This is a genomic window from Streptomyces sp. NPDC032940 (assembly GCF_040636935.1).
Lineage (GTDB): Bacteria > Actinomycetota > Actinomycetes > Streptomycetales > Streptomycetaceae > Streptomyces.
This window is the reverse complement of sequence record NZ_JBEZVJ010000006.1, coordinates 244663-259981: the sequence shown is the minus strand read 5'-3', so window position 1 is coordinate 259981 and position 15319 is coordinate 244663. Positions and strand designations below refer to the sequence as shown.

The window sequence follows — 15319 nt, the reverse complement described above, 5'->3', positions numbered from 1 at the left end:
CCGTTCTCTTCTGCCCCGCAGGGCGCTCTGACGTGAGCCCTCATGCTGGCGTTCGGCCGCGCTCGCGGTCGTCACACCGGTGGTTGAGCCGGGGTAAACCTGCGGGGTACCGCCGGAGGATGACCGGTGAGCGCGGCGGCGGGGTGTCCCGGGCCTGCGCTTGGCGCCCTCGTCCCCTCCCCCGCCGTCAGTTGAGCAGGCGTGCGCTTTCCCATGTGAGTACGCATACTCAATTGCCGCGACCGCAGGTGACCATGTCTTCGGTGTCTGGTATGTCTGTCGCCGGTGTTCATGCCTGCGCCGATCGGCTCAGGACCATCCCGCGGGGGCGGGCAACGAGTGGGATCAAGGATGACGTATCGACGTGTGCTGGGGCCCGCGCTGTTCGGGGCGCTGTTGATGGCCGGGCTGCTCTGGTGGGCGGGCTCCAGCGCTCACGCGCTCAGTCTGCCCGGCGCCACGCGGTTCTTCGGCCCCGACCAGGCGAACCGCCTGGTGGCGTGGACGATGCCGTGGTCGACGGACCTGCCGTCCGCGTCCCGGTTCAGCGAGCCTTCCGGCGCGGTCGGTCACGGCGCGGACTACGCGGACCTGAGGGAGACCGCCATGCGGGTGCGCTACGCCGCGCTCGTGCTGCTCTTCGCGGGCGGCGCGCTGCCGCTGCTGCGCCGACTCCCGGGCCGCGGTGTCCGACGCGCCATGGCCTGCACCGCGGCCCTCTGGGGGTGGGGTGTCGCTGCGGCCGTGCTCGCGGTCACCGTCTCCGCGCCGTGGATGGTCGCCTCGGGCGGCTCGGCGTCCTTCCGGCTGCTGCCCAGGCTGGCGAGCACCATGGCCCAGGGCCGTGAACTCCCGGTGGGCGCGGCCCTGGTGGCCGCGGCGGCCGCCACCGGTCTCGTGACGCTGCTGCGGGGAGAGGCGACGACGCAGACGCGTGCCGCGATGCCGTCCGCGGCCACCGCACGGCTCGCCGCGACCCTGGGCACGCTGGTGGTCGCCCTGGCCCTCGTCGTGCTCTCCAACGACCGGGTCGCCGGCCACATCCAGACCGGCGTCGGGGGTGGAGGGCGGCTGTCCGAGCCCGGTGATCTGCTGCGGCAGTGGGTGCAGTTGAGCGCCTGGACGATGCCCTCCGGCTCCGGTTCGGGGCGCTGGCTGCTGTACCGGCTCGGCGACGTCGCGCTGCTCGCGCTGGTCTGGTGGGGGCTGCGGCTGCTGCCCGTGCTGCTCGACCGCGTGACCTACCCCGCCTGCGTGCTCGGCGCCGTGGCCGCCACCACTCTCGGAGTCGTGATGAGCGGCGTCTGGAATTCGTTGCTCTCCTACCAGGGCAGCACCGGCGGGCCGTTGCTGTACTACGTCTCCATCGGCTCGGGTGTCTCCGCGGCGCTCGTCTTCGGCGCCCTCGCCGGTTGCGCAAGCGCCCTGACCCTGCGACTGCGCACCCGCCCGCAACCACCTGCCCCGGCAGCCGTGCGGCCCCGACCGGCCTGACCGGAACGCCTGGGGCCTGTGAGAGCGTGAATACTCCCCTTGTCCCAGGCCAGCAGGCATGTGTTCCGAAGCCGTCAGCCGCGGGCCCGTGTCGCGTCGTGATCGCGGGTCGGGACTCATGAGGTTCTCTGAACCAGACGAACTGCGGAAGTCGGGGCGAAGCGCAGTATCAGGCCATCTCCACCTCGGCATTCTCTTCTCTAGAAAGTCCGACATAGCGATTTCATTAGTCGCAATCGGATGCAAACCCGGAACTATTTAGTCTTGACGTGTTCAGAATTGACTGGTTGGCTACCGTGAACGTAGCGGGTTGACCATGCCGCAGCATTTACAGAGGGTGAATACAAGGGGGAGTAGTGCTGTACAGCCTGGAGCAGCTTCGCGGGGTAGAGGCTTCAGCTCCCGACGGCATATTCGAACTTGCCCACACCTTCGGCGCCATCGTGGACGATCCGGAGTTTCCATGTATCTTTTCCTCCGCCCCCTTCTTGCGGCATGAGATCTTTTTCGGGCTGGCCGAGGACGAGGCCCCCGAGTGCGTCGTCCCCCTGCTCAAAGAGTTGTGCGACCGCTTCGCGGACACTCCGGACGCCGTAGGCGTCATCTTCGTCCCCCAGTCGCCGGACGCGACTCTCGAGGACGACTTCGAACTGGCCCGCGCGATCGTAAGGTCCGTGGGTGAGCAGAACGAACTGGACGGGAACGCCGACGGATTTCCGGAGCCCGGAGAGGCGGACTGGCGACTGCGGTTGAATCGCATCGAACTTTTCGTCAATTTCAGTTCGCCTCGGCACCAGAAGAGGCGCAGCCGCAATGTGGGGCCGTGTTTCACCCTCGTGGTCCAGGCCCGTTCTTCTTTCGACAAGCCCGCCTTCAGGAGCGCCAAGGGCCGGGGGGAAATACGTCAGCGTCTCGCTGTCTACGATTCCGTCACCCCTCACCCGAGCCTGGGTGATCACCGCGACCCCGACGACCACGACGAGCTGCACTTCTTCCTGGGGGACGGCCACCAGCCGATGGACGTCACGGGGGCCGGCGGCAGCCGCACCAGACCCTGAGCGGGCATTTTCCCTTTCCGGGCGTCCCGCGGGCGCCCCACGGCCATGGCACAACCGTGCCACGGCCGCGCCTGTTCGCTGCGACGTCAGCAGAGAACCCTCCTCCGTGCCAGAGCCTTGGAAGGATTGCGAATCAGTGACGCTCAATGCTCCGAACCCGGATTCCCCCACGCAGTACGCCGGCTCCGTGAGTTCTCACACCGAGTGGGATCCGCTGGAGGAGGTCATCGTCGGCATCGTGGACGGTGCCCACTTCCCCACCTGGCACATGTCCCTGCCGCCCGTGCTGCCGTCGAATCAGCACGAGACCTTCCGGCGGCAGGCGGGCCGCCCGTTCCCGCCCCACCTCGTCGAGGCCGCGCGTCGCGAACTGGACGAGTTCGTCCGGATCCTGGAGGGCGAGGGCGTCACCGTGCGCCGCCCCAGCCCGGTGCCGCACAACCGGACGTACAGCACCCCGCACTGGGCCAGCACGGGCCTGTACGCGGCCATGCCCCGTGACGCCCTGCTCGTGGTGGGCGACGAGATCATCGAGTGCCCGATGGCCTGGCGGTCGCGGTACTACGAGTCCCTCGCCTACCGCCCCCTGCTCAAGGAGTACTTCCGCTCCGGGGCCCGATGGACCGCGGGGCCGAAGCCGGAGCTGACGGACGACCAGTTCGACCAGGACTGGGTGGACCCGGGCGAGGACGGGCCGACGCGTCTGGTGGTGACCGAGTTCGAACCGACCTTCGACGCCGCGGACTTCACCCGTCTGGGGCGGGACATCATCGCGCAGCGCAGCAATGTGACCAACGACTTCGGGATCGAGTGGCTCAGGCGGCACCTGGGCGACGAGTACCGCATCCACGTCCTGGAGTTCAACGACCGGCATCCCATGCACATCGACGCCACGCTGGTGCCGCTGGCCCCGGGGAAGCTGCTCATCCATCCCGAGCGTGTGACCGAGGTGCCGGAACTCTTCAAGGGGTGGGACGTGCTGCGCGCGCCGCAGCCCGTCATACCCGACGCGCACCCCCTGTACATGACCAGCAAGTGGCTCAACATGAACATCCTGATGCTGGACGAGCAGCGAGTGATCGTCGAGCGCCAGGACGAGCCGATGATCAAGGCCATGAAGGAATTCGGATTCACACCGATCCCCTGCGACTTCCGGCATTTCAATTCCTTCGGCGGGTCCTTCCACTGCGCCACGCTGGATGTGCGACGCAGGGGGCCCCTCCAGTCCTACCTGTGATCTGCCGTCGGCCGGCCGACCGTTCGTCTTCCTGCACGTCAAGCACGTCTGTTCTGCTCCAGCAAGGATTACGGAATTGAGGAAGAACCAACTTGTCCGCTCGTTCTCGGACGTCACGAAGTCGAGCGTGGACCTCGGTCAGCCGGTGGTGGTGCTCTTCAGCGGCGGACTGGACAGCACCTATCTGCTGCACCGGTTGAAGCAGGCGGGTGCGACCGAGGTCCATGCGCTGACCGTGGATCTGGGCGGCGACGAGGGTGCCGCGGATGCGCGTCCGATCGCGGAACAGCTGGGGGTCCGGCTGCACATCGCCGACGCGCGGTCGGTCTTCGCGGACGAGTTCGTGGCTCCGGCCATCGGGGCGCACGCGATCTATCTGGACACGCATCCGGTCAGCTCGTCGCTCAGCCGGCCGCTGATCGCCAGAATCGCCGTCGACACCGCGCAGGCCGTCGGCGCGAAGACGATCCTGCACACCGCCAACCGTTCGCAGAACAGTCTGCGTCGCCTCAACGGCGCTCTCGAACTGCTCGGCTTCACGGGGCACTACGGGAGCCCGTACGACCTCGATCCGGTCGACCGGGCGCGCAAGATGCTCGAGCTGAGGGACCTGGGGGTGGGTGCCGTGGCCGAGCGCATGTTCAGCGGGGATTCCAACCTCTGGTGCCGGGAGTTCGAGTCCGGCTCTCTCGACGACCCCGAGTCCCATGCGGTGCCGGAGGAGCTCTACCGATGGACCGCCGAACGCGGCCGGCCTGGATCCGAGTACCTCGAGATCGCTTTCCAGGCCGGTGTGCCCGTGGGGGTCGACGGCGAGAAAATGCCGCTCACGTCCGTCGTCTCCACCCTGAACGAGCGGGTCGGCCGTCATGGCCTGGGGCGTCACACCGGACTGGAGCATCTGGCCGACGGGGTGAAAGTACTGGAGGTCCGGGAGGCGCCCGCGGCCTGGATCCTGATGCGTTCCCACCGCCATCTGGAAACCGCTGCTCTCGAGGCCGAGCTCATCCGCGAGAAGATGCACATCGAGCAACTGTGGGTGCGGGAGGCGCTGGAAGGGCGCTGGTACGGGGAGCTGCGCAGCGCCTGTCAGGCATTTCTCGCGTCGTGTTCCGCACCCGTCACCGGAACGGTGCGCTGGCTCCTTTCGGCAGGCCGTGCGGACACGACGTCGATCACGGCGGCGACCCCGCGGTACACGAGGAACCGCGAGGACTGGGAGAGGTCCTGTATCGAGGCGGAGCTGAGCCGCTTGTCCTAGAGCAGTTGTCATCCATCCCGTTCTCCCGGGATTCCCCTAAGACGCAGAGGTGAGGAAGAAATGGATATGCCTGGGATCCTGGGCGAGGTCCGGGCCCTCGTGACGCCCGCCATGGACGAGGCCCTCTCCCGGCTCTCGCCGGAGATCAGGAAGGTCATCGACTACCACATGGGCTGGCGGGACGCCGACGGCCGGCCCGTGCAGCGGCGCGGCAGCAAGTCCGTCCGGCCCGCACTCGCCTTCCTGTCGGCGCGGGCGGGCGGGGGCGAGTTCCAAGGCGCCGTGTCCGGTGCGCTGGCCGTGGAGTTCCTCAACAACTGGGCCTTCCTCATCGACGACGTGATGGACCGTGACCGCTTCCGGCGCCAACGCGAGACGGCGTGGGTGGTGTTCGGCGAGGGGCAGGCGATCTGTGCCGGCACCGCTCTGCTGACACTCGCCCAGCAGGTGCTGCTGGAGAGCGACTCGCCCACGCGGCTCAAGGCGCTGAGCCTGACCATGGACACATCGGCCCGGATGCTGGCGGGCCAGACCCTGGACATGACGTTCGAGCGACGCTTCGACTACACCGTCGAGGAGTCCATGACGATGACCCGGTCGAAGACCGCGTCGCTCATGCGGTGCGCCACCTCCATCGGCGCCGTCCTCGTCGGCGCCGAGGACAAGACGGTCGACGCGCTGGCCGAGTTCGGACAGTGCCTCGGTGTCGCGTTCCAGGCCCGTGACGACATGCTGGGTATCTGGGGTACCCCCGATCAGACGGGTGGCCGGCCTCGCGGGTTCGACGTCAAGGCCCGCAAGGGCACCCTGCCGATCGCCCTCGCGCTCAACGACGAGGCCCACGGCTCGGCGCTTCGGGAGATCTTCGCCCTGCCGGGCGAACTGTCGCAGGCGCACGTCGAGCGGGCGACCGAGCTGATCGTCGCCACGGGCGGCCGGGAGTGGACGGAGGACCTGGCCCGGCGCATGGTCGCGCAGGCCACGGCGGCCGTGGAGGGCCTGGCCCTGCCCGACGACATACGGGCCCACTTCGGGCAGCTGGCGGCCATGGGGCTGCCGGACGACGTCGCCCGGTGACCGCAGTGGCACACCACACACCGACGGAATCGAAGTTGACTCTCACTCGTGGACACAGGTGACTCTGTTGGCAGGGATATCTCTCGCATTGATGGGCATCGACGGCGCGGGCAAGACGACCCTCGCCCGGGCGTTCCGTGAAGAACTGAGCGCGCGCGGTGTGGAGGTCGTCGACGTCACGTGGGCCGGAGCGGTGGGCAGCCTGCCGGCCGGCTTTCCCCGGACGAGCATCGAGCAGCTCGGCGTGGAGGGCTGGCGGCTCTTCTACGCGGGTCGCACCATCGACGGCCGCCCCGTGGACGAACTGGTGCCCCAGCTCTTCTCGGACTTCGGCGCCTCGGACCTGCCGCGCCGGATCGGTGAGGCCCAGGGGCGGGCACGGCAGTCCGGTGTGATCACCTCGGCCCTGGTGGAGCTGGCCGGCCACTGTCTGCTCCAGTCGGCCGTGGCCGCGCCGGTCGTCGCCCGCGGCGGTGTGGCACTGAACGACGGATTCGGCCTCAAGAACGTCCTCAAGTGTCTGCGGCTCGCTCAGCGGATGCCGGACGGTGAGGTGGCCTCGGAGTCGCTGCACGCGCTGGCGGAACACGTCACGGGCATCTTCTCCGACGGCTTCCTCCAGCCCGACGTGGGCTTTCTGCTGGACGCCGATCCGCGTCTGTCGTTCGAGTGGCGCATGGCCCAGAACGGTCGCCTGGGTGCCGGTGAGGACCTGGAGTTCGCCGGTCGTCCCGGGCGGGAGTCCTATCTGTCCTTCCAGGGCGCGCTGGCGGCCGAATACCGTGCCGCGGCGAAGGACTGGGGCTGGCACGTGCTGGACGTCGACGGCCGGCCGCAGTCCGAGACGGTGGCGGAAGGGCTCCGCGTGCTGCTGGACCACGCGAAGGTCCGCCCGCTGCTGGCCGGCGCCGCCTCCCCCTCCGCGCCCCAGCCTCCCGTCGGGAACGTGTCGTGAACTCCGAGGTACTGACGGCGAAGCTGGCGCGCCGGGAGGGCCGGCAGGTCGAATCCGCCGAGGAGCTCCTGCACCGGGTGTCCGGTGCGCTCGGCGAGGTGGAGCGCCGGTACGGGGGCGATGAGGCGGCCGTGCGGCGCTGGACGGCGCGCTACCGGGCCCTGATGGAGGAGAACCGGTTCTGGCCGTCGGGCCGCATCCTGAACAACAGCGGTACCCGGCAGGGTCAGCTGGCCTCGTGCTTCGTCCTGCCGCTCAGCGACGACTTCGGAAGCGTCTTCGACACCCTCAAGAGCGCGGCCGGCTGCCACCGCAGCGGGGGCGGTACCGGATTCGATCTGACCCCTCTGCGGGAGCGGGGCGCGCCGATCAGCACCGCCGAGGCCGGCGGGGCGAGCGGTCCGGTGTCGTGGCTGCGGCTGTTCGACGCCGAGACCCACGTGGTGGCCCAGGGCGGCAAGATGAGGGGGGCCAACCTGGCCTCGCTGTCCGTGCGCCATCCGGACATCATGGAGTTCATCGACGCCAAGCGGGTCGTCGGCCGGCTGCACAACTTCAACATCTCCGTGGCCATGGACGACGCGTTCATGCGGGCGGTGGAGGCGCGGGAGGAGATCGAGCTCGTCGGCCCGGTCCCCGGACGGAAGGCCCGGCGGATCGCGGCCACCGAGATCTGGCAGCGCGTCTGCGAGAACGCCTGGCGCACCGGTGACCCCGGCGTGCTCTTCGTCGACGCCATCAACCGGGCCAATCCCCTGCTGGACCATCTCGGGCCGATCCGCACCACCAACCCGTGCGGCGAGCAGACGCTCTACCCGTACGAGGCGAGCAATCTGGGGTCGCTGAACCTGGCCGCGTTCCTGCTGCCGGACCGGAGCGGCATCGACTGGGAGCTGCTGCGGGAGACCGTCGGCGACGCCGTGCGCCTGCTCGACAGCGCCATCGACGCCTCCCGCTACCCGGAGCCGCGGATCACGGAGATGGCCCGGGCGAACCGCCGCCTCGGCCTCGGTGTCATGGGTTACGCGGATCTGCTGATCGCGCTGGGCGTCCGCTACGACTCCGAGGACGCCCTGGGGCTGATCGACCGCCTGGGCGGCGTGATCCGGGACAGCGCGTGGCAGGCCAGTGAGGCGCTGGCCCAGGAGCGTGGTGCCTACCCCAACTGGCCGCACAGCGGGCGCCCCACCCCGGCCCGCAACTGTGCCATCACGACCATCGCGCCGACCGGGACGATCTCGATGGTCGCCGGTTGCTCCAGCGGGATCGAGCCGCGGTTCGCCCCCGTGTGGAACAAGGACGTCCTCCGGTCCGACGGCGTCTCCTACGCCGACGAGGATCTCGTGGGCGAGCTCCAGCAGCACGCCGGGCTGGAACGCGGCGAGGCCCTGGAGCTGCTCCGGCACAAACCGGTCGACGAACTCCCGCTCCCGGCGCACGTCACGGCTCCGTACCGCTACGCCCACGAGATTCCCGCGACGTGGCATGTACGGACCGTGGCCCGCTGGCAGATGTACACGGACAACGCGGTGTCCAAGACCGTCAACCTGCCGCAGGCCTGCGGGGCCGACGACGTGTCCGACGCCTTCCTCGAAGCGTGGCGGCTGGGGTGCAAGGGCCTGTCCGTCTACCGCGAGGGCTCCCGTGACCGTGATCTGCTCACCGCCTCGCACGTCACGAGGGAGCCGGAACCACCCCGTCAGAGCAAGCGACTCACCGGAGAGCTGTGACATGACTCAGCTGGCCCTTCACGGCGGTGCTCCCGCCGTCAGCGCGCCGCTGCCCGCGCCGTGGCCCCATCTGTCCGGCCCGGCACGGAAGCGGATCGACGCCCTGCTCGACGCCGCCGACCTGTCGGACTACGCGCTGGGACCGTCGATCGCCGAGTTCGAGCGGACGGTGGCCGACTACCACGACGTGCCACACGTCCTGGGGGCCTCCAGCGGGACCGCCGCGCTCCACATGGCGTTCTACGCCGTCGGCATCGAGCCCGGTGACGAGGTCCTCGTGCCGAGCTACAGCTTCCACGCCACGGTCGCCCCGTTGTTCCTGCTCAGCGCCGTGCCCGTCCTGTGCGACGTGGACCCGGTCACCGGGAACATCGACCTGGCCGACGCGGAGAGCAGGATCACCGGGCGGACCAAGGCCGTCGTGGTCACCCACATGTGGGGGCATCCGGTCGACCTCGACGGGCTGACCGCGCTGGCTGCCCGCCATGGGCTGCGGGTCGTCGAGGACGGTTCCCACGCCCACGGCGCCCGCTACCGGGGCAGGCGCGTCGGCGCTTTCTCGGACGCGGCCGTCTTCAGCCTGGGCGCTCGCAAGATGGTCTCCGGGGGCACCGGAGGAGTGCTGCTGACCTCGCGGCGGGAGGTGTACGAACGCGCGCTCATGCCGGGCCACTGCCACGAACGGGCCCAGCTGGTCCTCCCTCCGGAGGACAGCGCGGTGGGCTACGGGGCCAATTACCACCTCAGTCCGCTGACCGCCGTCGTCTGCACCGAGCAGTACCGCGATCTCGACGCACGGATCGAGGTCAAGACACAGGTCCTTGAAGGGCTGAGCCGCCGGCTCGACGGCGTCCCGGGCCTGCGCCCGCCCACCACCGCGGACGACGTCACACGCGGTGGCTGGTACGGCTACAAGGCGCTGTACGAGCCGGACGAACTCGGTCTGTCCCTGGACCGGTTCATCGAGGCGCTCCGGGCGGAGGGGCTGTCGGTGGACCGGCCGTCGAACCGGCCGCTGCACCGGCTGAACATGTTCACCTCGCGCCGCCTGGAGCCCTCGTACTACCGGCCCGGCACCGAACGGCCCGTCTACCGGGCGGGCGAACTGCCCGGCGCCGAGGCGTACTACGAGGCGTGCCTGAGCTTCCCCGCCCCGTATCTGCACGAACCGTGCGACGACCTGCTCGACCAGTATGCCGAAGGAATCCTCAAGGTGGTGAAGCACCGTGACACCCTCCGCTGAGGCCCAGGGGGCACAGTCCCCGGACCGGGGGCCCGGGCGAACCTCGATCCCGCCCAACGCCTTCTACGTGCCGTCTCCCGTCGTCCTGCTGAGCACCGAGAGCGAGGACGGGGAGTGCGACGTGTCGGCGATGTCGGCGGTCGGTGTCGTCTGCCTCGACCCGCCCATCCTCGCCGTGGGCATCAAGCCGCGCCGCCAGACGTACAAGAACATCCGGCGCACGGGCTCGTTCGTGGTGAACCTTCCTCTTCAGGACGGTCTCGAGGCCGCCGACTACACGGGGACGCGCTCGTGGCGCCGGGAACCGGAGAAGCTCGAGAAGGCGGGTCTCACGGTCGACCGGCTTCCGGAGAGCGGCCTGCCGTACCTGCCGAGCTGTCCCATCTCCATGGCCTGCACCCTGGTGGGGAATCTCGGCCGGCACGAACTCGGTCTGGACGTACCGCCGTCCCACCAGGTCGTCGTCGGCCGGATGACCGAGTGTTCGGTGGACAACGCGTGGCTGGGTGAGGACGAGGTGCGGCTGGAGGACATGCCGGTCCTCGTCTACCTCAACCGTGTCTACGCGAGCCGCGGGGCCAATCTCGGGGTGCAGCGCTTCACCGACGACCCCGCCAAGCGCGAGGCGAAGATGCGCGAGTACCGGAGTCTGGGGGCACGGGACTGATGCGGCCCACCACGCAACGGACCCTGGTCGACCGTGTCCTGGAGCACATCGATAAGGGCACCACCGACACCGCGGAGACGGAACGGACGGTCCCGGCCGACGACTACCTCGGCACCGAGGCCCTGGAGCGGGAGCTGCGGTCGGTCTTCCTGCGAAGGCCTGTGCTGCTGGCCCACTCGTCCCAGCTGGCCAAGGCGGGTGACTTCCGTACGGACGAGGTCCTCGGCCGGCCGGTGTTCGCCGTACGGACCCGCAAGGGGGATGTACGGGCCTTCCTCAATGTGTGCCGGCACCGGGGTTCGCGCCTGGTCGAGGCGGAACACGGCACCGCGGTCAACGGGTTCAGCTGTCGCACCCACGCCTGGCGCTACGACGACGAGGGGAGCCTCGCTCATGTGCCGGACCGGGACCGCTGTTTCTCGCCGTCGGCGCTGAAGGGACGCGACCTGTTCACGGTGCCGGTGTGGGAGCGGCACGGGTTCGTCTGGGTGGGCCCGTCGGACGGTGACCCGGACGGGTTCGCCGGGCACCTGGACCCACTGGGCGAGGACTTCGACGGGTACGGCTTCGAGGACGACACGATCTGGGGCGAGGACCGCCTGACGGGCCGCTTCAACTGGAAGCTGGGTGTGGAGGGCTTCCTGGAGGTCTACCACTTCCGCAGTCTGCACCCCGACATGAAGAAGTACGTGTTCGTCCCGGAGGTGGCCCTCTTCGACAGACTCGGGGAACACACCCGGATCGTGGCACCGAAGCGGGAGATCCGCGAACTGCGGGAGGCTCCGCCGCGGGAACGGGTCCTGCGGCCGCATGCGACCGTGGTGTATTTCGTCTTCCCGGGCACCTTCGTCTTCGTGGAGAAGCGTCACGTCACGACGTTGCGGATCCACCCGCTCACCCCTGGGACGAGTGACATCCGGGTGCTCCACATCGCCCGGCCGGACGGTCTGCTCAGGCCGGACACGCTGCGGCAGAACATCGCCCTGTTCACCAAGGTCCTCTCCGAGGACGTGGCGGCGGCCGAGGCGATCCAGCGGGGTCTGACGTCGGCGCCGCAGGAACTCCTCTTCGGGCGCAACGAGGTGGGGCTGCACTACTTCCGCGACAGCATGAACCGGGCCTTGGCACGGGACGGCGGCTCCGTGTGACTCCGGTGCGGCGTACGGGTGTCCTGACGACGCCACGCCCCGAGGGGTCGTGAGCGCCGTCAGGACCGAGGGCCGTCAGCCTGCCTCGGTGGCCAACGCGTCGGCCGCGACGCCCTTGAGGAAGGACAGTTTGGACAGGTAGCCGAGGTCCGCCCGTACGCCCCACTCCCCCAGCAGGCGGCCGGCCTCCCGGCCGAGCCGGAACAGCTCGGGTTCCATGGTGTCCTCGGTGACCCCGTGGCAGGCGCGGGACTTGTGGTACTCGATCTCCAGCTGACGCAGCACCCGCCCGCCGGCCCGCACCTCGTCCACCTCCAGGCCGAAGAAGTGCCCCGTCAGGGCGGACTCGACATTGACGTCGAACCGGGTGCGGGTCAGGTGCGGAAGGGCACGGATCTCGGCGCCCTCGACCGCCGAACGGACGTAGTCCGCGAACTCCTCGGGCTGCAGGACGACACCCTCGTCGAAACGCTCGATCCTGCGCAGGGTGTCCTGCTCGAAGAACTTGTACTTCACGATGTACGTGCCGTCGTAGTAGCGCATGAAGGCCACGTAGCCGAGCTTGTCGGCGGGGCCGAGGATCTCGAAGGTGTCCTGCTCGTAGGTCCAGCGCTGCAGTTCCGTCCCCAGGTCCGGGATGAAGCCGTCGAGCTCCCTGCGCTGGACGGCGCGGGCGAGGTCGGTGGCGACGACCCACGGACTGGGGTCGTCGAGGAGCGTGAACTTCAGCTCGATCTCGACCCCCTTCTCGAACTGCTGGTACTGCGCGGACTCGTCGCTGAACCGCGTGTGCAGGGCGCCGCCCTCGTCGCAGGCCCGGGCCACCACCTCAGGGAGCGGCCGGCCCGCCGGGTGGGTGCCGGCCCATATCCGGGAGAACAGCATCCCGGACTCCCGGATCCGGGAGCAGGTGAACACCGCGTGCTCGACGGTGTCGCCGTCGTGCCGTTCCGCCACGAGCAGCGAGGGCACGAGTCCGCGCCCGGTCGCCCCGGGGAAGTCCCGGGCGAGGTCGCGTGCTCCCGGACGGAGGTCGAAGGGCAGCTGCGTGTGGAAGGCCTCGGCGGGCTCGTACACCTCTTCGCGTTCCAGGCCGGTGGCTCGGTCCCACACCGCCAGGCGGTCGCCGAGCACCTCGTCGTAGGTCAGCCATTCGGTCGTGCCGATCGGCCGATCGGCCCCCGCCAGCCGCACGGCCACCAACGGCCGTTCCGCGGGGACTTGCAGGCCCTTGAAGCCCGGGCCGACCTCGTCGAACAGCAACCAACGCTTCACGGAACTCACTGGTACAGCCTCTCTGCCGGATCCATGTCTGTGTCTTCCACCCGCGCCGGGGCCCCGTCACCGGGTCCGCTCGAGCCCCCAGGACGGCCGCATCTCGGCGATCCGCGAGAGCAGCAGGTCGACGCCGCGCCGGACGTTCACCTCCACGGGTGCGTCCTCGACGGTGAGAACGCTCCAGTCGTACTTCCGGGCGAACGCCTCGAAGCGGCGTGCCGAGGCGGACTGGAGGGCGACGAACCCCTCGTCGCCGTGACGGCCCGCCGTCCGCAGGTCTTCCAGGACGCCGACCGCGCCCGACTGCCGGAGCCTCCTCCGGAGGGCGAGCTCGATGGGGCCGTCGAGCAGGACACCCAGGTCCGGGCTGAGTGTGCCGCTGCCGAAGGACTCCTCGAGGGGACCGAACAGGAAGTCGATCTCGGTGGACTCGTAGGGAGTGGCCTCCGTGCCCTGGGCGAGTTCCCGGGCGAGCAGGTACTCCTTGAGTACGTGCTTGTAGGGGAACGTCTCCTGGATCACCACCTCACCGCGTCGCAGCGCGGGGCGGATGACCTCGGCGTGCAGGACGAGGTTGCCGGCGAACTCGACGAACGCTGCGGCGAGCGGACCGCTGGGCGAGGAGGCCGTGGCCCGGAGCTCGCCGAGCCGGTCCTCGGACCGCTCGGACTGCCAGTCCGCGTACCGCTCCGGCAGGGACACCGGCCGGCCCTGATGGACCGCGCCGCCGAAGAGCAGCCGGTAGGTGTCCATCCACAGGGTGCGCAGGGCCTCCTGCGGCCACGTGGGCAGCTCGGCGTCGAGTGTGCTCCGCCAGGAGACCGGGGTCACGGTCACGTTCCGTGCGCGGAGCTCCGCGGTCAGGTGCTCGGCCAGCGTGGTCTTGCCGATACCGTCGATGCCGAGGAAGGAGAGGTGGAGACCACGGCCCTCCGCCTCTGATGCACGGCCTTCGGTCTGCGGTGTGCTGTCCATGGTCACGGTGCCACGCCTTCGGTAGCGATCACGGTGTGGGTGCGCAAGGTCTGGACGCCCTGGCGGCAGGCCTCGGCGGACGGCGCGGACAGCACCGCCATGCCCAGTCGGTCGGCGGAACTGCGCAGCTCGCCCACCATGTCGCCGGGACTCGCGTCGATGTGCCAGTACTCGACCGTCACGCCCGGCAGGTCGGGCGGGGCGTCGAGCACCCGGCCGATGCGGCCGGGCGGAGCGGTGAAGAAGACGGTCGCGGCGGCGGCCGCGTGCGGCTTCGTCGCGGCCGGCCGTACGCCCAGCGGCCAGCCCAGGGCGGCGGCCCGCCAGTCGACGCCGGTGACGATGGTGACGAGGTCCGCGATGCTTCCCCCGCCGGGCCGGTTGTGGGTCTCGATGACCTTGACGGTGTCGCCGGACAGCTTGACCTCGGTGTGAGCCGGCCCGTTCTCCAGTCCGAGGGCGTCGAGCAGCTCCCGCACCGCCCGCTCGATCAGTTCGGCCCGGTGCGGCGGCAGCAGGGGCGGCATCAGGTGGCTGACCTCGACGAACCCGTCGGTCCCCTTCTCCGCGACGGCGATGATGTCGTGCCGGCCGTCCGTGGAGAAGGACTCCACGCTGTACTCGTCCCCGTCCGCGAACTCCTCGACGACGAAGGCTCCGTGACCGGGGGGCGACGGCAGTTCGTCCGGTGTGCGGATCACGGTGACGCCGGCGCTGCCGGTGCCGTCGGCCGGCTTGACGACCGCCTTGCCACGGTCCGCGAGCAGAGCGGTGACGCGCTCGACGTCGCGGGCGTCGGCGTGGGCGACGGTCAGGTGCGGTGCCTTGGCGCGCAGCACCTCCCGCATGAGCCGCTTGTCCCGGGTCGCACGCACCACGTCGGGAGGTGTGCCCGGGGTGCCGAGCCTCGCGGACAGCACGGCGGCCGGCAGCAGGCCGTGCTCGGTGACCGACACGACGGCACGGGGAGCGCGCGGTCGCAGGACGTCGTCCGCGAATGCGGCCAGCGCCGACTCGTCGTCGAGGTCGACGGTGAAGGACTCCGTGCGGGCGGCGGTGTCCGCGGTGCCACCGCCGCGCCGGGTTCCGTGCCGGTCCACGAAGACGACGTGCTCTTCGAGTTGTTGGGCGATCCGTGCGATGTTGTCGGATGCGCCGACTACGACCAGCACTCGGGATCCCTTCGTTCGGTGGAC

At 69.7% G+C, this 15319-nt stretch carries 13 protein-coding genes; 10 read left to right on the top strand and 3 right to left on the bottom strand.

Annotation, left to right across the window (positions count from 1 at the left end):
• The first annotated feature begins 351 nt into the window (after positions 1–351).
• From AB0E77_RS11350 to AB0E77_RS11305, 10 genes are all read left to right on the top strand, one after another.
• A complete protein-coding gene (locus AB0E77_RS11350) occupies positions 352–1494 on the top strand; it encodes a hypothetical protein (protein WP_361568747.1) in 1143 nt (380 codons plus the stop codon).
• Positions 1495–1850: 356 nt separating this feature from the next.
• Positions 1851–2552, top strand: coding sequence for a YqcI/YcgG family protein (locus tag AB0E77_RS11345; protein ID WP_361568746.1), 702 nt, complete (start codon positions 1851–1853; stop codon positions 2550–2552).
• Between the two features lie 187 nt (positions 2553–2739).
• A complete protein-coding gene (locus AB0E77_RS11340) occupies positions 2740–3789 on the top strand; it encodes an amidinotransferase (protein WP_361568745.1) in 1050 nt (349 codons plus the stop codon).
• A complete protein-coding gene (locus tag AB0E77_RS11335) occupies positions 3752–5050 on the top strand; it encodes an argininosuccinate synthase-related protein (RefSeq protein ID WP_361568743.1) in 1299 nt (432 codons plus the stop codon). The genes AB0E77_RS11340 and AB0E77_RS11335 overlap by 38 nt, the downstream gene beginning before the upstream one ends.
• A gap of 66 nt (positions 5051–5116) precedes the next feature.
• Complete coding sequence (locus AB0E77_RS11330) at positions 5117–6127, top strand: polyprenyl synthetase family protein (RefSeq protein ID WP_361568741.1); 1011 nt, start codon at positions 5117–5119, stop codon at positions 6125–6127.
• 67 nt (positions 6128–6194) lie between these two features.
• Positions 6195–7082 (top strand): hypothetical protein, encoded by an 888-nt coding sequence (locus tag AB0E77_RS11325; protein WP_361568739.1) that lies wholly within the window; start codon positions 6195–6197, stop codon positions 7080–7082.
• On the top strand, positions 7079–8812 hold the full coding sequence (locus AB0E77_RS11320) for an adenosylcobalamin-dependent ribonucleoside-diphosphate reductase (RefSeq protein WP_361568737.1): 1734 nt from the start codon (positions 7079–7081) through the stop codon (positions 8810–8812). The genes AB0E77_RS11325 and AB0E77_RS11320 overlap by 4 nt, the downstream gene beginning before the upstream one ends.
• A gap of 1 nt (position 8813) precedes the next feature.
• On the top strand, positions 8814–10055 hold the full coding sequence (locus tag AB0E77_RS11315) for a DegT/DnrJ/EryC1/StrS family aminotransferase (RefSeq protein WP_361568735.1): 1242 nt from the start codon (positions 8814–8816) through the stop codon (positions 10053–10055).
• Positions 10039–10722 carry a flavin reductase family protein gene (locus AB0E77_RS11310; protein WP_361568734.1) on the top strand — a complete coding sequence of 228 codons (684 nt, stop codon included), beginning with the start codon at positions 10039–10041 and terminating at the stop codon, positions 10720–10722. Before AB0E77_RS11315 ends, AB0E77_RS11310 begins: the two co-directional genes overlap by 17 nt.
• The gene (locus tag AB0E77_RS11305; RefSeq protein WP_361568733.1) at positions 10722–11870 is read left to right on the top strand and encodes an aromatic ring-hydroxylating dioxygenase subunit alpha; all 1149 of its coding nucleotides are present in this window, start codon (positions 10722–10724) and stop codon (positions 11868–11870) included. The genes AB0E77_RS11310 and AB0E77_RS11305 overlap by 1 nt, the downstream gene beginning before the upstream one ends.
• A gap of 75 nt (positions 11871–11945) precedes the next feature.
• Here the strand turns inward: AB0E77_RS11305 and AB0E77_RS11300 are convergent, their stop codons facing one another.
• The 3 genes from AB0E77_RS11300 to AB0E77_RS11290 form a co-directional block, all read right to left on the bottom strand.
• Positions 11946–13145, bottom strand: coding sequence for a hypothetical protein (locus tag AB0E77_RS11300; RefSeq protein ID WP_361568732.1), 1200 nt, complete (start codon positions 13143–13145; stop codon positions 11946–11948).
• Positions 13146–13211: 66 nt separating this feature from the next.
• A complete protein-coding gene (locus AB0E77_RS11295) occupies positions 13212–14123 on the bottom strand; it encodes a hypothetical protein (RefSeq protein ID WP_361568730.1) in 912 nt (303 codons plus the stop codon).
• A 2-nt stretch (positions 14124–14125) separates the two neighbouring features.
• Positions 14126–15295, bottom strand: a complete 1170-nt coding sequence (locus AB0E77_RS11290) for an ATP-grasp domain-containing protein (protein WP_361568729.1) — start codon at positions 15293–15295, stop codon at positions 14126–14128.
• Positions 15296–15319 lie beyond the last annotated feature (24 nt).